Annotated in this window: 18 protein-coding genes and 2 tRNA genes; 7 read left to right on the top strand and 13 right to left on the bottom strand. The window is 34.2% G+C overall.

The genetic code is table 11. The features are described from left to right. Positions 1-7: 7 nt before the first annotated feature. A complete protein-coding gene (locus JYK00_RS03715) occupies positions 8-763 on the bottom strand; it encodes an N-acetyltransferase (RefSeq protein ID WP_207567346.1) in 756 nt (251 codons plus the stop codon). A gap of 461 nt (positions 764-1,224) precedes the next feature. Here JYK00_RS03715 and JYK00_RS03710 point away from each other — a divergent pair, with 461 nt between their 5' ends. The 5 genes from JYK00_RS03710 (at position 1,225) to JYK00_RS03690 (ending at position 6,321) form a co-directional block, all read left to right on the top strand. Beyond that, on the top strand, positions 1,225-3,492 hold the full coding sequence (locus JYK00_RS03710) for an AAA family ATPase (RefSeq protein WP_207567345.1): 2,268 nt from the start codon (positions 1,225-1,227) through the stop codon (positions 3,490-3,492). Between the two features lie 144 nt (positions 3,493-3,636). Continuing rightward, positions 3,637-4,572 (top strand): hypothetical protein, encoded by a 936-nt coding sequence (locus tag JYK00_RS03705; RefSeq protein ID WP_207567344.1) that lies wholly within the window; start codon positions 3,637-3,639, stop codon positions 4,570-4,572. A gap of 4 nt (positions 4,573-4,576) precedes the next feature. Next, positions 4,577-4,936, top strand: coding sequence for a GntR family transcriptional regulator (locus tag JYK00_RS03700; RefSeq protein WP_207567343.1), 360 nt, complete (start codon positions 4,577-4,579; stop codon positions 4,934-4,936). After that, a complete protein-coding gene (locus JYK00_RS03695) occupies positions 4,926-5,510 on the top strand; it encodes a hypothetical protein (RefSeq protein ID WP_228288203.1) in 585 nt (194 codons plus the stop codon). Before JYK00_RS03700 ends, JYK00_RS03695 begins: the two co-directional genes overlap by 11 nt. Position 5,511: 1 nt before the next feature. Beyond that, positions 5,512-6,321 (top strand): ABC transporter ATP-binding protein, encoded by an 810-nt coding sequence (locus JYK00_RS03690; RefSeq protein ID WP_207567342.1) that lies wholly within the window; start codon positions 5,512-5,514, stop codon positions 6,319-6,321. A 29-nt stretch (positions 6,322-6,350) separates the two neighbouring features. On the opposite strand, the gene hisS is transcribed toward JYK00_RS03690, so the two are convergent. Genes hisS through JYK00_RS03670 form a run of 4 tightly spaced genes read right to left on the bottom strand, consistent with a single transcriptional unit; the run spans position 6,351 to position 10,185 of the window. Next, a complete protein-coding gene (gene hisS, locus JYK00_RS03685; RefSeq protein WP_207567341.1) occupies positions 6,351-7,607 on the bottom strand; it encodes a histidine--tRNA ligase in 1,257 nt (418 codons plus the stop codon). After that, the gene (locus JYK00_RS03680; RefSeq protein WP_228288202.1) at positions 7,592-8,299 is read right to left on the bottom strand and encodes a tetratricopeptide repeat protein; all 708 of its coding nucleotides are present in this window, start codon (positions 8,297-8,299) and stop codon (positions 7,592-7,594) included. Before JYK00_RS03680 ends, hisS begins: the two co-directional genes overlap by 16 nt. Continuing rightward, complete coding sequence (locus JYK00_RS03675; protein WP_207567339.1) at positions 8,280-9,101, bottom strand: HAD family hydrolase; 822 nt, start codon at positions 9,099-9,101, stop codon at positions 8,280-8,282. Before JYK00_RS03675 ends, JYK00_RS03680 begins: the two co-directional genes overlap by 20 nt. 4 nt (positions 9,102-9,105) lie before the next feature. Beyond that, positions 9,106-10,185, bottom strand: coding sequence for a glucose-1-phosphate thymidylyltransferase (locus JYK00_RS03670; RefSeq protein ID WP_207567338.1), 1,080 nt, complete (start codon positions 10,183-10,185; stop codon positions 9,106-9,108). 698 nt (positions 10,186-10,883) lie between these two features. On the opposite strand from JYK00_RS03670, the gene guaA reads away from it, so the two are divergent. Next, positions 10,884-12,428 (top strand): glutamine-hydrolyzing GMP synthase, encoded by a 1,545-nt coding sequence (guaA, locus tag JYK00_RS03665; RefSeq protein WP_207567620.1) that lies wholly within the window; start codon positions 10,884-10,886, stop codon positions 12,426-12,428. Positions 12,429-12,432: 4 nt separating this feature from the next. On the opposite strand, the gene JYK00_RS03660 is transcribed toward guaA, so the two are convergent. After that, positions 12,433-12,509, bottom strand: a tRNA-Pro gene (locus JYK00_RS03660). Between the two features lie 72 nt (positions 12,510-12,581). On the opposite strand from JYK00_RS03660, the gene JYK00_RS03655 reads away from it, so the two are divergent. Beyond that, positions 12,582-13,250, top strand: a complete 669-nt coding sequence (locus JYK00_RS03655) for an Mpv17/PMP22 family protein (protein WP_207567337.1) — start codon at positions 12,582-12,584, stop codon at positions 13,248-13,250. A gap of 535 nt (positions 13,251-13,785) precedes the next feature. Here the strand turns inward: JYK00_RS03655 and JYK00_RS03650 are convergent. From JYK00_RS03650 to JYK00_RS03620, 7 genes are all read right to left on the bottom strand, one after another. Continuing rightward, positions 13,786-14,130 (bottom strand): NADH-quinone oxidoreductase subunit K, encoded by a 345-nt coding sequence (locus JYK00_RS03650; protein WP_207567335.1) that lies wholly within the window; start codon positions 14,128-14,130, stop codon positions 13,786-13,788. A 34-nt stretch (positions 14,131-14,164) separates the two neighbouring features. Next, a complete protein-coding gene (locus tag JYK00_RS03645) occupies positions 14,165-14,836 on the bottom strand; it encodes a 2-phosphosulfolactate phosphatase (protein WP_207567333.1) in 672 nt (223 codons plus the stop codon). Between the two features lie 4 nt (positions 14,837-14,840). Continuing rightward, on the bottom strand, positions 14,841-16,178 hold the full coding sequence (locus JYK00_RS03640) for a proton-conducting transporter transmembrane domain-containing protein (RefSeq protein WP_207567332.1): 1,338 nt from the start codon (positions 16,176-16,178) through the stop codon (positions 14,841-14,843). An 11-nt stretch (positions 16,179-16,189) separates the two neighbouring features. Next, complete coding sequence (locus JYK00_RS03635) at positions 16,190-17,377, bottom strand: 6-phosphofructokinase (RefSeq protein ID WP_207567331.1); 1,188 nt, start codon at positions 17,375-17,377, stop codon at positions 16,190-16,192. Positions 17,378-17,388: 11 nt separating this feature from the next. Continuing rightward, on the bottom strand, positions 17,389-18,558 hold the full coding sequence (locus tag JYK00_RS03630) for an iron-containing alcohol dehydrogenase (RefSeq protein WP_207567330.1): 1,170 nt from the start codon (positions 18,556-18,558) through the stop codon (positions 17,389-17,391). An 85-nt stretch (positions 18,559-18,643) separates the two neighbouring features. Continuing rightward, positions 18,644-18,720 (bottom strand) — tRNA-Thr (locus tag JYK00_RS03625). A gap of 30 nt (positions 18,721-18,750) precedes the next feature. After that, positions 18,751-19,086 (bottom strand): DUF1292 domain-containing protein, encoded by a 336-nt coding sequence (locus JYK00_RS03620; RefSeq protein WP_207567329.1) that lies wholly within the window; start codon positions 19,084-19,086, stop codon positions 18,751-18,753. Between the last annotated feature and the right edge of the window lie 69 nt (positions 19,087-19,155).

Raw genomic sequence — 19,155 nt, 5'->3', positions numbered from 1 at the left:
TTTGCAATTATCGTTTTTCGTAATAAATTTGATTTATTAAAAGCTGCTCTTCAGGGACATCTTTTAACACCCTGGCAGGAACGCCCGCCACTATTTTTTTAGCAGGAACATTTTTCGTAACAACTGCTCCCGCGGCAACAAGCGCATCTTCCTCGATGATTATTCCCGGTAAAATAGTCGCGTTTGCTCCTATTCTTGCACCTTTTTTTACTACGGGTCCACCAAAATACTTTTTTCTCTCTTCTGTTCTACCCAGATAATTATCGTTTGTAAACGTTACTTCAGGAGCTATAAAACAATAATCTTCAATCGTAGAAATAGCAGTTATATACGCTTCTGTTTCGATTTTTACATATTTTCCTATATTTGTCTTATTTTCAACAGTAACGCCCCTTCCTATTATAGTTTTTTCGCCTATTACCACATCTTCTCTTATACTTGCAAGGTCCCCTACAAATACGTAGTCTGATAAAACTGCCCCTTTATAAATCACACAATTTGCACCTATTGTCACATAGTTCCCTATTTTTAACGGCTCAAGCTCTCTTTTCTCTGTTGTGGCAGAGGTTAACGCTTTAAAAGGTTCTTTCCCAAGCACAGTATTATCTGAAATAATACAATTTTTCCCTATTACACTTCCTTCCCTGATAACCACATTATGTCCTATAACAACGTTATCTCCTATAAAAACGTTATCCTCTATAATAACATTGTGGCCAAATTTCACATTTTTTCCTATTGTTGCATTTTTTGAAATATACATTCTTTGCCTCCTCTCATTAACTTTTCTCTCATTTATATTATTTCATTCATTTATTATAAAATCCTATGTGTGTGTAAAAAATAGAAAAACTGGAATTACAAACATACACTAAAATTGCTAAATTAAGATCCTTCGCACTATGTATTCAGAATGACATGGTTGGGGGATAATTTTTGCAAGATCCTTCGCACTCCGTGCTCAGGACAAGCCTTGCTAACCTCGCCAAGCTCGCTAACACTCGCTAATTAAGATTCCTCGTCGCATGCGCTCCTCGGAATGACAGAGTGGAGGATTCTTCACCTTCTTGCTCCTCGGAATGACACAGATGGGAGGCTAACTTCGTTAATCCGCGTTAGATCTTTCGTACTTTGTGTTCGGGGCAAGCCTTGCTAACAGTATTATGAGAACTATGGTAAAATTTATATTTGAATCTTAGACTCATTAGTATTTGGGGGTTAATTATGCCTCAAAACCTTCAAAGAAAATTCGTATTTACAAAAGAGCAAAAATACATATTTGATGAACTAAAACAATTTACTTCTAATAATCTGAACTTTTTAATAATCCAGGGAAGTGCAGGTTCTGGAAAAACTTTTCTTATTTCAAACTATGTGAAATATCTTGAACAAATGGGAATTAAATTTGTATTACTAGCTCCAACGGGCAGAGCTGCCAGAATACTGAGCGAAAAAACAAACAACGAGGCTAAAACAATCCACAAAGAAATATATAATTTGTTGCATACAGACTTAATATTTGATGAATCAGAAACTCACAAAAAAGATGTTGAAATAAATGAAATTAAAACATATTTTGCATTAAAACTTTCATCAGACAGTAATACCATATTTATAATAGACGAAAGTTCTATGATACATGACAACAAAAATTCTGACATCTCTGACAACGATTTAATATTTGGAAGTGGAAAATTACTTTCTGATTTAGTCGAATATGTCAAAAATGGTGAAAGTAACAAAATAATATTTGTGGGTGATGAGTACCAGCTTCCGCCTGTTGGTTCTTCTCAATCACCCGCTCTTGACAAAGAATATATAGAAAAAAAGTTTAATTTAAAAGGTAAAAAACTATATCTTACAAAAGTAGTAAGACAAAAGGATGATAGTACTGTTTTAAAAAACGCTAACATTATCAAAAGCAGTATTGAAAATAATGAACTTAATCACTTAGAGCTTGTATATTCAAATGATTTTGTAAAAGTTGACAACCTAATTGAACATTTTGACATAAGTAATATACATTCAAATATCATTCTCTGCTCTAAAAACGAAAAAGCTTTAAGATACAATTATTTTATTAGAGAAAAAATGAATTTTTCAAATAAACTGGAAATCGGTGAAATATTATTAAACGTAAAAAATACGTATTACAATGACAAAGTCATTTTTAACGGCGAGTTTCTCAAAGTCGTGAAAATACTAAATTATGAAGTAATTCCTCAAATACCTATAAACAAAGAAAAATATATTAAATTAGAATTTTACGATGTTAAATTGAAAAATCTTTCGTCAAATGAATACCTTACTCGAAAAATATTGGCAAACTCCTTAGATTCAAAAACAACTGGCATAGAACCTAAGATAAAAAAAGCACTGTATACTCTTGTCATAAGTAAAATTCCAGAGAATAAAAGAAAATCAAAAGAGTACATATTAGAGGTATTAAGAAACGACCCTTACTATAATTCCTTACATGTTAAATATGGATATGCAATAACAACACATAAGGCGCAGGGTGGAGAATGGGAAAATGTATTTATAGATCCGGAATATTACAGTTCAACATTCAGTAAAGAATATTTCCAGTGGTTATATACTTCTATCACCCGCTCACGAAAAAAAATATTCATTACAGAACTTCCATTTGAAAAAAAGTTTTTCTCAAAGTTAAAATTAGAAAATAAAAACAATTTTTCTATAAAAGATAACATAAATATGTCCGTAGAATATGGCTCTAATAATCTACATTTTCCAGATCATTTTTTAAGAAACTTATTTGAAAGATTTAAACGATTTTTAGAACCGCATAATTTCAAGATATGTAAAGTTCAACATTTTAACTATCAGGAGGTTTATTTTATAAAAAAACTGAAAAATTATCTGAAAATTCAAATATTCTACAATAAACAATTTATACCAACATATCTAAAAATTTTAGAAGCAACAAACGAAATAATAGCAAAAGAATTTTTGAGTATATTTAATAAAAAATCGGAAAGTATCAACGCTTTTGAAGCTGAATCTTCCCACATTGAAAATGCAAAATGTGTGAAAATATACATTGATGGAAGTTATGAGAACAGGCTGAAAAAATTTGGCGCTGGAATTGTTGTGATAAGAAATCAAAATGTAGAAAAATACTGGAAAGTTTGCTCCAAAAGTGATTATTTAAAGCACAGAAATGTGGCAGGTGAAATTCTTGCGGCCCTATTAGCCTTTGAATACGCAAGGCAGGAAAAATTGAACTGTATAGAAATAAACTATGACTATACCGGGATAGAAAAGTGGGCATTGAGTTTATGGAGAGCAAAAACTAATTTAACAAAACTATATAAAAAGCAATATGAATACTACTCAAAATTTTTCAAAATAAAATTCACCAAAGTTAAAGCGCACTCTAATGACAAATTAAATGAGTTAGCTGATATTCTCGCAAAAAAAGCTATCCTTGAAAACAGCAGCCACATTAAATACGATATAAACATATAATCCTATGTACCGTCAATCTTTCCCAAAGTTTTTTCTAAATTAATATTTGTTAGAACTTTTGACTTTTATTTTCATTTTTTTCTTGACACATTTAAGTATTAGTGTTATAGTTGTGTAGAACACTATCACACCGGAGGTGATGTTATGAAAATACATAAAAAGTATCCGGTTTTATTTAAATTACTTATAGCCGGAACACTGGGAATTCTCGGGTGGTTTGCACCGTTTTGGCCACTTAAGATTATTCTTGGAATCTTTGGAACCATTTTTTTTGCATTAATTCTTCCAAAAGGTAAAATTGGATTTATCATATTAAGTTTTATAATTTTCATTCCTTCTCTTAGTATAACAAGTTTTTTAAATTCAAAATTTATCTTCACTTTTCCCTTTTTCAATTTTTACAGCTACAATAATTCAAACAATTCCAGGACAATAGAGCCTTCTGCCTCTATAGAAACTTCTAAAAGTGTGGAAATCCGTCTAAATGGTGGAGTTATTGTATACCTGGAAGAAGGTAATTCTATCAGATATCCTGCTCAATTAAATGCTCAAATATCAGAAACAAATACAAAATTCACAGGTGGTGAAAGAAATAAAACATATATTTTCTATATAGGTACGGATTATTTAAAATTCTTAAATGTTAACTCAACGGGAATTGTTATTTATGGTAAAAATACAACTATGTTAGAAAGACTTGATGTTAATGGAACAGGTATAAAAATAAACGGAGATATAAACTCGAGGGATTTTGATATAGATGGAACTGGTATTGTTTTAAACGGTAATTTCTCTGGAACTTATATGAACGTAGATGGAACTGGCATCTCAATAAATGGAAAGTACAACGTAGAAACCATAGATATCGACGGAACAGGTATAAAGTTAAATGTGACTATTAAAAATTCTTACGATATAGAAATTTCAGGTACCGCTGTCTCCGGGGTACTGGAATATGCTCCCTCAAATGATTCATTTAAAAGAAGCCTGAGCGTCCATGGAACCTCTGGAAGTATCACTATAAAAAATTCTAAAGGTATTGATATCAAGGTGAGGGGCCCAAAAGTGATCTTGAGGTGATATTATGTTAAAAAAAGTAGACAAACACAACGGAATTCCTGCATACATACAAATTATAAATATGATAAAGGCAGAAATCATTAAAGGTGAATTTCAACCTGGTTCTCAACTTCCGCCTGTGCGAAAACTTCAGGATGTATTTGATGTCAACATAAATACTGTACTTAAAGCGTTAGAGCGTTTAAAAAATGAAGGAATACTTGAAGCAGAACATGGAATTGGTTTTTTTGTTAGTAAAAAAATTCCAATATCTGTTGATGTAATGAAAAAGATTAAAGAATGTGTAAAAAAGCTAAAAGAAACACATATTGATCTTCAAACTATACTTGTACTTTTTGAGGAGGTGTGGAAAAATGAAAATTAGTTTGTCAAGAATGGAAATATATTATGAAAAAGAATTGAAAGAAAAACTTGGAAGCTGGTTTATCTTTCTTCTACTCCTTTTTATTCCAAATTACACAACCAGAATGTTTTTTACCTTTTTTCTCATAATAAATATGCTCCCCTCTGATGTAAAGCATAAAAAAGACAGACTGCTTTATTATCTCCCGTTTGCAAAAGGAGAAATATTCATATATTCTTTCCTCTTTCTGATATTTGCAGTGTCAGTCACGCATTTCATTTCATATTTATTTGTAACTAGTAGTTTTACAACTAATATGATAATCCTTCTCAAATCTATAAATTTCTCATCAGCCATCTTTGCAATATCAATGCTTTCAGTTTCTTTTGGCCTTGACAATGTAGGTATTCCTATTTTGTTCATAATAGCAGACTTAATAATTGGAGATCTTGGATCAACTCAAATCGGCCCAAGTTTTAATCCATATGCACTTATAAGCCCAACTCATCAGGGAAACATATTCTTATCTTTGTTGCTTTCCATACTACTTGTCTGGTTAGCCTACAAGTCTTACGTAAAAAGGAGCGTGAATTAATATGTTACGTATAGAATCTTTGAAAAAAAGTTTCAACGGAAAATTCGTGTTGACAGACGTAAATTTCACAATAAAAAGGGGAGAAATTCTCGCTCTTGTGGGACCAAATGGTGCAGGAAAAACAACAACTATCAACTGCATAACGGGAGTTTTTCCTAAGGATGGTGGAAAGATTTACTTTGAAGATGAAGAATTTACAGAAATACATAAAGAAAAGATTGCTGTTGTTCCTGAAGATAGGGTAGTTTTTCCAAAACTCAACGGAAAAGACTATTACAAATTATGGTCTACATTATACTCTTCATGGAATGAAAAAGTCTTTGAACGATTTATTGCAAAATATAATTTCAATCTGTCACAGCGAATTGAAACTTATTCCATAGGTATGAAAACACTTTTTTTAGTTGGATTAGCTGTTTCAAGCGGTGCAGAAATTTTACTTCTTGATGAGCCAACTCAACACCTTGATCCTACTATCAGAATCGAAATAATGAAAATTATCCGCGATTATGCAGAGACTGGAAAATCTGTTTTAGTTTCTTCGCACGAAATCTTTGAACTTGAAGAATATGCAGACAATATTGCAATAATAAAAGAAGGCAGAGTAATTTTCACAGACAGTATTGACCATGCAAAAGAGACGCACAAAATACTGTCTTCTGGAGAAGAACTAACAGATGGAACCATAATAGGCCTTGTCAAAAATGAACTTCTTGTAAAAACAGATATAGAAATAGGAAGATATCCAAAGCTAAGCGAAATCGTTATAGGATATCTTACTGGTAAACAAAGTTCTAATATTTTTGAATAAACTAATCCCCGCTGTATAGCGGGGATGTTTCAGTCTTGAAGCCATTCTTTAGCTGTACCTACAATGAAAGTTCTTTCTATTTCTACCTGATCACCTGTTTCAAGATTTCTCAATATCACAACATCTCTTTCCAGCTCATTTTCTCCTACAATAATGCAAAGCTTGCACTTCAATCGTGCCGCATGTTTAAGCTGTGCGCTCAGTCCTCTTTCCATTGTATTAAAGACCACTGAAATTTCATTTTTTCTCAATTCTTCCGCTATTTTTATCGCTTCAATCTTTGCTTCATGCCCAAGGTGTGCAATAAACACCTCATTGTTTCTCCATTCTTCCACAGGAACATTCTCTTTTTTTAACGCGATTATCAACCTTTCAATTCCCATAGCAAATCCTAATGATGGAGTTTTTGGCCCTCCTATTTCCTCAATCAATTTATCGTATCTTCCACCACCGCCTATAGCGCTTTGAGCTCCAAGTCTGCTATGATGAATTTCAAACACAATCCCATTATAATAGTCAAGTCCTCTCACAAGGTTAAAATTCTCTTCATACGCAACCTCAAGAGTTTCTAAAAGCTTTTTTGTTTCTTCGTAATGACTCTTACATTCCGTACAAAGATAATCTTTCATCTTTGGAGCGTTCTCTGCATAAGAAGAATCCACTTTACAGTCAAGCAACCTCAAAATGTTTGTCTCATAACGTCTTTTACAATCATCACAAACTTTATCAAGGATATTTGAATAATACTCTTTTAAAGCCTCTTTATATTTTGGCCTGCATTTTTCACATCCTATAGAATTAATAACTATTTTATAATCCACAAGCCCCAGTTTTCTCAAAAAATTATCAGCAAGCATTATAGCCTCTGCGTCTCCTAAAGGAGAAGAAGAACCTAAAAGCTCGATTCCAAACTGATGAAATTGCCTTTGCCTCCCGGATTGTGGTCTTTCATACCTAAACATAGGTCCTATGTAAAAAAGGCGTCTGGGTAACCCTGATGCTATCATTGAATTTTCCACAAATGCTCGAATAGTAGGTGCGGTTCCTTCAGGTCTTAATGTTAGACTCCTTCCACCTTTATCTTCAAATGTGTACATTTCCTTTTGTACAATATCTGTTTCCTCTCCCACACTTCTAACAAACAATTCTGTTCGCTCAAAAATAGGTGTTCTAATTTCTTCATAGCCATAAATTCTTGAAACCTCTCTTGCCGTGTTTTCTATGAAATACCAATATTTTATCTCTTCACCGTAAATATCCTCTGTTCCTTTTATTTTTCTGTACACCTTTTTTCCACCTCCAGAATTCTTTTAGTAGCTTCCTCTCTTCCCTCTATGTTTATGTATTTCCAGTTTTTTTCACCTTCAACTTCTAAAGCTTTTTTATACATTTCTAAAGCTTTCTCATACTTTCCTAACTTTTCATAGTATTTTCCAAGTTCAACATATGTGTACACATGCTTTGGATTTAAACTTAAGGCTTTTTTTAAATGATATCCCGCTTTATTAAGGTCCCCAAAAGGTGTCTCAAGATTCAACACACCGTATAAAAGGTGTGTAAGATACTGGTTATCTCCATATTCCACCGCTTTTTCAGCATGATAAAAAATTTTATTTGCATACACAAGCGCAAGAAAAACGTTTCTTTGTACATAATGAGATAAAACCATCGCCACTACATAATGGGTTTTCCAATAAGAAGGTGCTTTCTCCAGGAGATATTTTGCATATTCATGTGCTAATTTTTGATATTTCTTCACGTTTCCATTTCCCCATACGTAAATTTCAGTGTAAGCGAATGCTATCTCACACTGAAAATCAAGAGATACACTTTTAAAATCAAGAGATTCGAGTATCTCCAGAACTTTTTTCTGATCCCTCTCTCCAACGGCCATTTTTAAATCATTTAGTGAATATCCAAAAGCAGTCATAGAAATAAAGAGCCAGAGTAAAAATAGATTAAAATAAAACTTCTTCAATTGCGTAACCAACTCCTCCATTGTTGTTGGAAAGAGTTATAAATTTTCCATACTTTTTAACTTCCTCAGGAGCATTTTCCATAACTACGGGAAACCCCACTCTTTTCAACAATCCTATATCGTTAAAATTATCACCAAAAAACATACACTCATCTGGTGCTATTTTAAAATATTTTAATAAAAATTCAAAAGCAGCCTCTTTTGATGCTCCTCTACCAAAAAATTCAAAAAATGCCCAGCCATCCACAACGTTATTCTTTACACTACTAAACTCATTACCATACTTTTGATGAACTTCCTTAATCACCTGATTAATGTCTTTTTCATTTCCCATGAGTACAACTTCTGCAACTGTGTCTCCAGTGATATAATCCATGACATCTTTCACGAAATTTAACCTCCAATGGTTCTGCTCAAGATATTTTTTGTATCCTCCTTCATGTTTTATATCCATATACATATCTTTCTCTTCCAGAAAATCTGAAAACAAAATATAATCCAGATTTAATCTTCTGGCTTTAGTAATAATTTCCCGCGCTATTTGAGATGGAAGAGGCGACTCATAAAGTATTTTGTTTTCAAAAGGCATATAAATAAATGCACCATTCTGGAGTATTACGGGAACATCCAATCCAAGTTCATCAATATACGGTTTTGCTGAAAAATAATTTCTCCCTGTTGCGATACTTACATGGATTCCTTTTTTCATTGCTTCCCTAAGTGCGAAAATGTTTCTTTCAGGAACATGTTTTTCATCGTTTAGTAAAGTCCCATCAAGGTCAACAAGAATTAACTTAATCACAAAATCACCTCACAATTTCGATTTTTCCCATGTCACCTATAACAAATCTTATTGCCTTTGGTTTTTGTAAATTCTCAACTATTTCGACATTTTTTCCAACAAGTGAAGAATCAACTGGATACGGTATGTTTAAAAGTTTCACCTGATCCATTATTATACTATTTTGTAATTCACAACTTTCAATAACAACATTATCCCCTATGGAAGTGTATGGACCTATATACGAATCTTTTATAATACAGTTTTCACCAATAACTACAGGACCACGTATAATTGCATTTACAACTTTAGAATTTGCACCCAGACTAACTCTTCCCTGAATAACAGAAGAGTCATCAACTTCCCCTTCTATAGAGAGAGTCATATGATTATCATCAAGAATTTTCCTGTTAGCCTCCAGAAGATCTTCTGGTTTTCCCGTGTCCTTCCACCATCCATAAATCACATGTCCTTTTACCCTTCTCCCTTTTTCTATAAGATATCCTATAGCATCTGTTATTTCAAGTTCACCACGCCAGGAAGGTTTTATATTCTCTATTCCTTCAAAAATAGATTTTCTAAATAAATATAATCCTATAATTGCAAGATTAGAAGGAGGGGTTTTCGGCTTTTCAACGACTTTCACAATTTTCCCGTCTTTTATAATTGCGATTCCAAACCTTGAAGGATCTTTAACAGGAGACAACAAAATAGAAGCCTGTATATCCTTATCTCCTTTAAACTCTTCTATAAACGGTTCTATATTATCCAGTATAAGATTGTCACCCAGATACATTAAAAAATCTTCCTCACCTATAAAATCTTTAGCTACCCAGACAGCGTGAGCAAGCCCTTTAGGTTCTTTTTGAAGAATATATTCTATTTTCAAACCATATTTTGAACCATCTTCTATTACCTCTTTAAAACTATTTATGTTCTCCGGATTTACAATCAATCCTACTTCGTTTATTCCCGCCTTCTTTATTTTCTCAAGGCTATAATAAATTACCGGTTTGTTTGCTATAGGTATAAGATGCTTCGCAGTGGTAAAAGTTAAAGGTCTTAACCTTGTACCTTTTCCTGCACATAAGATAATAGCTTTCACTATATCACCCCTTACTAAAATTAAACTTTTTTACAAAGCTAATTATAACATGCTGTATTTTCACATGAAAAAATCTTTTTTATTCAAAAAATAAAATTAAAATCCTACATTGTCATTTTCCAGGCCAAATTTGAAAAATCCGTATATAATTAAATAATTCCATTATCTATTTCCATTAAATCATCATTTCCTCTTCTTTTGCTAACCGCCAACCATCGCAAGATCCTTCGTCGTTTCAATCCTGGCGTTTTACTCCTCAGGAAAAGCCTGCCAACCTCGCTAACCTCGCCAACTCTTGCTAAATACAAGATTCCTCACCCTTCGGGTTCGGAATGACATAAATGCGGGAACAACTCTCGCTAATTCTTGCAAGATTTTTCGCACTCCGTGCTCAGGACAGGCCTTGTTAACCCTCGCCAATTATAAGATTCCTCGCCTTCTACGCTCCTCGGAATGACACAGAGGAGGAACTGAACGAACGTAAGGGGAATGTCATCCTGAGGAACGAAGTGACGAAGGATCTTATTCTTTTTACCAACCTCGCTAATCTTGCTAATCTCGCTAACCCTCGCCAATACTCGTAAGAACTTTTGTGCCTTGTAATAAAGTCAAGCCTTGTCAGATAAAACAACAATTGTTATAATAGTGTAAAATTTCAAGCCTTTTTAAATGACAGGAGGTGCATCACATTGAATAGCCTGGAAACAATCGTTATCCTGGACTATGGTTCACAATATACTCAGCTTATAGTAAGACGCGTTAGAGAGATTGGATATTATGCAGAATTATTACCATGGGATGCTTCAAAAGAAGAACTGAATAACCTAAATCCGAAAGCTATTATTCTATCCGGCGGTCCATATAGTGTTTATTCAGATAAAGCCCCCACCATACCCGAACACATTTTTAAATTAAACGTTCCAATTTTAGGGATTTGTTATGGACTCCAGGCAATTGTACATTATTTTGGGGGAATAGTAGAAAAATCTCGAAAAAGAGAATTTGGACATTCCATCTTAAAAATCTCCAGAAACGATCCTATTTTCCAGAATTTACCCGATTCTTTTAACGTCTGGATGAGTCACTCTGATAGAGTAGAAAAATTGCCTGAAAATTTTGTGGAAATTGCTACAAGTGAAAACTCTCCGTTCGCGGTTATTAAAAATATAGAAGGAAATATCTACGGCGTCCAATTTCACCCGGAAGTATCCCACACAGAATATGGTAAAGAAATTCTTAAGAACTTTATAGCAAATGTAGCAGGTATGGAACAAAACTGGAAAATGGAAAATTTCGTATCAAAAAAAATCGAGGAAATAAAAAACCTGGTAAAAAATGATAAAGTACTTCTTGGATTGTCTGGAGGAGTTGATTCCTCTGTAGTGGCATTACTTCTTTACAAAGCTATTGGTAAAAACTTAATACCAGTCTTTGTAAATACAGGCCTTCTAAGAAAAAATGAAGAAACTGAAGTAATTTATAATTTCAAAAAAATTGGAATAGACATTGTAAATGTCGATGCTAAAGAACAATTTCTTACTGCTTTAAAAGGAATAGAGGATCCAGAAGAAAAACGAAAAAAAATAGGCCATTTATTTATAGATGTTTTTTATAACACTGCAATGGACCTGCTTAAAAAGCACGGAAACATCAAATATCTTGCACAGGGTACTCTTTATCCTGACATCATAGAAAGCAAAGTTAGCGAAAGAAAAACCGCCGTTAAAATTAAAACACACCATAATGTTGGAGGACTTCCGGAAAAACTTCCTTTCAAGATTATAGAACCTCTTAGATATCTTTTCAAAGACGAAGTAAGAAAAATAGGTGAAATACTCGGGCTTCCAGAAGAAATTTTAAATCGTCATCCATTTCCAGGCCCGGGACTTGCTGTAAGAATCATTGGAGAAGTAACACCTGAGTCGGTAAAAATACTTCAGGAAGCAGATCACATTTTTATGGAAGAGCTAAAAAGAAACAATTTGTACGACAAGGTCTGGCAGGCTTTTGCTGTATTACTTCCAATTAAAACTGTAGGTGTTATGGGAGACTATAGAACATATGAAAACGTTGTAGCCCTTCGTTCGGTTAACAGCGAAGATGGTATGACAGCAGACTGGTCAAAACTCCCATATGAATTTCTAAACCATGTGGCGAAAAGAATTGTGAACGAAGTAGAAGGTGTAAATCGAGTAGTCTATGATATAACCACTAAACCTCCTGCAACAATAGAGTGGGAATAAAAAATGGTCGGGGTGACTGGACTTGAACCAGCGACCTCTTGCGCCCCATGCAAGCGCGCTAGCCAACTGCGCTACACCCCGACTTCACCAATAAATTATATTATATAGCTAAAACTGTGTCAAGAATAAAAAAATATACAGTGAGGTGAAGTTATGAAAAAAGGAGACTTTTTAGTAATAGGATTTTTTATAGCACTCATATCTTTGTTCAATTACAAACCATTTCACGAAACTTTTTTATTCTACAGTAGAACTCACCCATACTTTATGGGATTTATAAAAGTTTCAATACTCGCAACCATAGGCGAATTAATTTCACTGAGAATTCAAAAAGGAAAATATACACTTCCTGCTGGATTATCATATAAATTTATCATATGGGGATTTCTGGGAATAACTTTTGTGGCAGTTTTTGAAATATTTTCCACAGGGACATATTCTTTAATGGAAAAAAAACTGCTTCCATCATCATCCGTTGTAACAATAAACAATATTTTACGTTCATTTTTTACCAGCACACTTATGAATCTTATTTTTGCACCTACATTCATGGCCTTTCATAGAATTACTGACACGTTTATCGAACTTGGCAATGGAAAAATTAAAAATATTTTTTCGTTAAAGCTTTCATACGTTATAAGTAAAATCAACTGGCAGGAATTTGTAAATTTCATAATCCTTAAAACAATTCCTTTATTCTGGATACCCGCCCATACAATAACATTTTTATTACCAGTTGAATATAGAGTACTAATGGCCGCAATATTATCAATAGTTTTAGGAATACTTCTGTCATTTAGAAAGAAACTTAAAACTAATTAATTTGAAGTTATACGTATCTTGCTAACTTTCTCAATTCTTGCCAACCTTACACGACAAAAGAAACGTTATTCTGGAAAACATTAATGATGAAAAGAATGTTGTCCTGAGGAACAAGGTGACATAAAAGTTCCCATCCCGAGGAATGAAATGACGAGGGGGATGTCATCCTGAGGAGCGCAGCGACGAAGGATCTTATTCTTTCCTAACTCTCGCCAATTATAAGATTCCTCACCCTTCGGGTTCGGAATGACAGGGATGGGTTGGATTCCTCGCCTTCTACGTTCCTCGGAATGAGACAGAAGGGGATTTCTCGCTTTCTTCCTCGTCAGAATGATATGTATGGAGGGTATTCCCCGTCACTATACTCCCTGGAATGACTTTCTTTTTTTGTCATCCCGAGGAATAAAATGACGAGGGATCTTTCTTTTTTGTCATCCTGAGCGCAGCGAAGGATCTTATTCTTTTTCCCAACTCTCGCAAGATCCTTCGTCGTTTCACTCCTCAGGACAGGCCTTGCCAATTCTCGCCAATCTCGCTAATCCCTCATTTTTTCAATTTTCGAAAGATCTGTTTTCCTTTTTGTCTCCACAATAATCATGCTAAGAGCAAGAAGGAGTGATAAAGTAGCAAAGCCTATTACAATCGAGGTAATTATAACAGCCTGAGGAAAAGGATCCGCATAATTCTGGATGCCTTTTCTAATGATAGGATAGTTATCACCATATCTTGAAGAAATAATGATGAAAAGCATCACGACACCTGTGTTCATTATATCAAGAGCTATTATTTTGGAAAGGATGTGTTTTCGAAACAATAATCCATATATAGAAAAAATTACAATAGTTATCGGCGCAGCAAATTCTAAAAATTCCAGCAACATTCCAACCTCCAATTACACTACATGAAATTTAAAGCTAACGTTTAATAAACACATCTTCTCTCAAAACCGGTAATACACTATAAATATCCACCTGAGAGCAAAAAGCGACATCTTTTTCATATCCCAATCCAATCAATCTTCTGGCGTGAGTTCCACGAAATTTTATTTCCTTTCTCCTTCCAAAAAATTCCAGAGCAACAAGAGCACTATCGTGAAAATCTCTCCTTCCTATACGATTCAATTTTTCTAAAATAGCTCCCGCAAGTAAAGTATCTTCATAAGAAACCTCTCTTTTGTTTCCTGCACACCATAAGATTATATTTTCTACATTACGTATATATTCAACGATCTCTGTCAAATTCAAAAACGCACCAGCAATAATATTTTTAGAATACTTCATGGCTTTTTTTATAAGCCGCGTTCCATTACTGGTTGTAAGTACTATTTTACTTCCTGCCACATCAAAATATTCTAAAGGGGAATTCCCCTTATCAAAACTTTGTAGCTTTACTGCTGATCTTTCCCCACCAATTATGTACCCTTCTTTTTTCATCTTCACAGCTTCTCTAATCGATGAAACCGGTTTGATAAGTAATGCTCCATTCGCAAGCGCTGTTACTATTACAGAAGTCGCTCTTAAAACATCCAGTACAACTATTACATCAGAACTAAAACCTTTTTCTGGCCCAAATAAAACTGAGATCATTTTATCATCCCTTTAAAAAATATTGCAGTAGTCCAAAAAAACCCACACTAAAAACAGACAACGTAAGAACCATTTCAGTTGAAAACGAAATATGAAAATTTACCCTTGAAAAAAGAATTTCCCCTAAAAAAAGCCCTAAAACAATCGTCCATACGTTTCCAAAGGAGGAGTAATAAAATACCCCCAAGAAAAGTGGTATAATACCTGAAAAAAATAAAACCATTTTCTGAAAATCAACTTTATCACTTACTTTCAAATTTACTGGCAAAATTTTTCCAATATAAAGACTGGTTAAAAAAGAAACAATTAGTGACCACATGGGAAGATTTTTAAAAAGCATTTCTTTGACGCCACCACCTAAGGTCAGGGGCATTCCTGATATTGATAAACCAGAAATAAGAATTGGTATGAAAACCAGAAGTTCAACTTTTTCACTTTTTCCCGGATTCTTTGGGACATATTTTGAACTTAAAAAAAGTGTAGACTTTGCAATAGCATGGACAAAGACAAAAAACGGGGTGTATTCTAAAAAAAATAACATTAATCCCACTTGAGAAACTGAACTATAAGCAAGTACTTTCTTATAATCATTTACAATAAGAGCCATTATCACCCCAAAAACGAAAGTTAATACGCCTATTAATCGAACGTCAGCTGAATCGCTTAACCTTACAAGAGCGTAGATTGACGCATAAGAATAAATTCCTGCCAGCAACGCAGAAATTTCAGACTCAGTTTCCGAGTAAACATCTGGAAGCCATAATCCAAAGAGAAACAAACCTGATTTTATAAACAAGGCTCCCTGTATAAGGTATTTCGCAACTCCTGTCAAAACTACCATTTCTATGTCAAACGTACCGCCTTTATAATATGAAATGCCAACACCTATAAGGTACAAATTCATTGCAAAAGTGCTTACAAAAATATATTTTAATCCAATTAATTTATGAACGAACTTTTGGCCTGAAAGAATCAATAAAACTATTAACAACGTTATTGTCTCAAGGAGTACATAGATATTAAAAAGGTCATATGAGACAAAGAGGAAATTTAACACTACATGGGTAAGGGAAATAAAGAAATTTTTGTGGTAATTTGACGCTTCATAATTTTTTAAAAGCATTAAACTCACTATAAAGGTAACCATAACATTTGTTAATATAAAATAAAAGGAAACATTATCGTTTACAATATGTATGCCCCCATACCCTATCAGATAGCCATCAAACTTAAAAAAAAGACCAGAAATAGAAAATATAGTGATAAGCAAAGGGAGATATTTTACTTTTTTCAATATATAGAAAATAAAAGAAATAGAAAGACTAATTAAATTAATTAACACAAACAAAACTTCTATAGTTCTTCAACCTCCCTAAAAATGGTGTACACAGGCAATCCATTTCTGAACGTTGGAAATATTTCACCTTCTACCAGTGGTTTGACATACTCGAAAAATTTTTCAGTAACACTAAATTCGTTATGAAATTCATCTGGAAGATATTTTGTTTGATCAGCCACTTTGTTAAGTCCTACTGTTTCGTATTCTACTTTATATGGTTCGTTACTTTTTCTTTCTATTGTAACCATCACTCCTGATACACCTGAAACAGCTAATTTAACAGCTGTTCTTCCAACCATCTCAGCTTCTTCCACATCTGTTTTGCTCGCAATGTGCCTACCGCTTCTTTGGAGATAATCTGGGATTGCAACATGTGTTTTTAAGGAAAGTTCTGAGCGTATCATTCCAGCTATCGTAAACCCAACTCCACCAAGCTGTCTATTACCAAAGCTATCAGTAAAACCCATATCTGAAACAAAAAAACCGTCTGGATATCTTATCCCTTCGGAAACAGCTATGGAACAATATCCTTTACGCCTGATTGTCTCATCAACCTTATTCAAAAACTTTTCTTTGTCAAATGGTACTTCAGGAAGTAAAATAATATCTGCTCCAATTCCATTAAGCCATCCAAGACCAGCTGCTGCTGCTAACCATCCTGCATGTCTTCCCATTATCTCCATCACAAATACTCTGGTTGAATCTACATACATACTTCTTAAATCAAGTGTTGCTTCCATAACTGCTGTCGCAATATATTTAGCAGCTGAACCATAACCTGGACAATGATCTGTGTACGGCAAATCGTTATCTATGGTTTTTGGAACGCCAATAACCTTTAATGGAAATCCCCGTTTCTTTGCTTCTTCATGAAGTTTCCAGGCAGTATTCATAGAATCATTACCACCATTATAAAAGAAGTATTCTATTTCATATTTCTCGAAAATTTCAAAAAGCCTACTTATATCTTCCTGAGATTTCAACTTCTTTCTACATGATCCAAAAGCAGCGGATGGTGTGGTTTTCAACCCCTCAAGTTCCCTGTCTGTAACGTTTAAAATCTTCTCTCTTAAAACTCCTGAAATTCCATGAATTCCCACAAATATCTCCAGACCAGCTTTCTTGGCCTCATCAAGCACTCCATAAGCAGATGCATTAATTACACTTGTAACTCCTCCAGATTGAGCGTACAAAACCTTCATGAAATGCCCTCCTATTCATACGCTATTTCATAAATTTTTCTTATATCCTCCTTTTCAAGTTTCACTAGCTCACCAAAAGGAGCGTGTTTACACGCTATTTCTGTTAGATTGTCTATATCAGAGTAATCAAAATTAAGTTCTTTCAACGTAATAGGAGCCCCTATTTTCTTATACCAGTTTCTTAAAGAACGAATCGCCTTTTTTGCGACTTCCTCTGTGTTATCATCTTTTATTCCAAATATATTCTCTCCGAATTTTGCAAACTTTTCTACATTCTTTGTAAAAACATATTCCATCCATGCTGGAAAAACCACAGCAAGGCCGGCACCATGCGCGACTTCTGGGTTCAGCGCACTTATAGCATGCTCAAGTTCATGCGAGGCCCAATCGCCACCTTTATGTCCAAGTCCTGAAATGCCATTAAGTGCAAGAGTTGTAGAAAGCGCAAAGTTAGCTCGAGCTTCATAATCTTTTGGATTTTCAAGAAGCTTTTCAGTGGTTTCAATCAAAGTTAATATTATACCTTCATCTATTCTATCTGTAAGTTCTGTATTCTCAGCTCCATCAAAATAGTATTCCATAACATGGCTAATTGCATCAACTGCACCGTTAACTATCTGATGCTCCGGCAAACTAAATTGTACTTCTGGATCAACTATAGAAACCTTAGGATATACAACGATTGAACCAAATGCAAATTTTTCTGTGGTTCTCTCATTAGTTAGTACAGTATTCCCATTCATTTCGGTGCCAGTCGCAGAAAGCGTAAGTACAGTGTATAGAGGCAAAGCCTTTTTGGGTCTAACTTTTTCCAGATAAAAGTCCCAGACATTTCCTTCATAATAATATCCCGCAGCCACTGCCTTAGCACTATCTATGACACTTCCTCCACCAACTGCAAGTATGGCCTCTACAGATTCTTTTTTAGCAACCTCTATTGCTTCTTCAACTTTTGAAAGAACAGGATTAGGCCTAACACCCCAGACTTCCACTTTTTCTATATCGTTTTCTATAAGTGATCTTACAACCCTTTCATAAACCCCGTTTTTCTTTATAGAACCACCGCCTGCTAGAAATAACACTTTCTTTATTTTTCCCTTTTTCAAATATTCACCTATCTTATCAATAGTATTTTTTCCAAAAACAAGCTTTGTAGGATTATAAAACACAAAATTTCTCATGAAACCACCCCCAATCAAGTTTTCATCAATATTATAGCACAAAAGGGCCTTATCTAAGGCCCTTTTCAATACTTTTGATTTAATCTGGAGCAGGCGGTGGGACTCGAACCCACACCCTCCTCCTTACCAAGGAGGCGCTCCACCTCTTGCAGCTACGCCTGCTAACCAGCTATTATTGTAGCAAATGAATTTTTAATTGTCAACATTTTCAGAGTCATCTTCGACAATTTCTTCTGATGTCATATCTTCCCAGATCTTAATAACTTCATTAAACTCATTTTCATCTTCAATAGAATCAAGATAAACATTACCTTCTTCATCTGTCGCCTTTTTAAAAAGATACAAATCTCCGAAATCCTTAATCTCTTCATTCTCTACAAAAATTTCTTCACATACCCAATAATTTTGCGTTTCCTTCTCAAGCTCAGCAAGAAGAACAAAATGATGCTCGTTGCCAGCTTCATCAAAGAGAGTAAACGCTTCAAGATGCTCTTCCTCATGATGATGTTCATGTTCGTGATCGTGCATAATCTCTCAACACTCCTTCTAATTAAAAATTCTCAAACATAGTATATCATACATATCTCCAATTGTATA

Origin of the sequence: Thermosipho ferrireducens (assembly GCF_017358165.1) — a bacterium.
Lineage (GTDB): Bacteria > Thermotogota > Thermotogae > Thermotogales > Fervidobacteriaceae > Thermosipho_B > Thermosipho_B ferrireducens.
The sequence above is the reverse complement of the archived record's forward strand: the minus strand, read 5'-3'. Positions and strand labels throughout refer to the sequence as shown.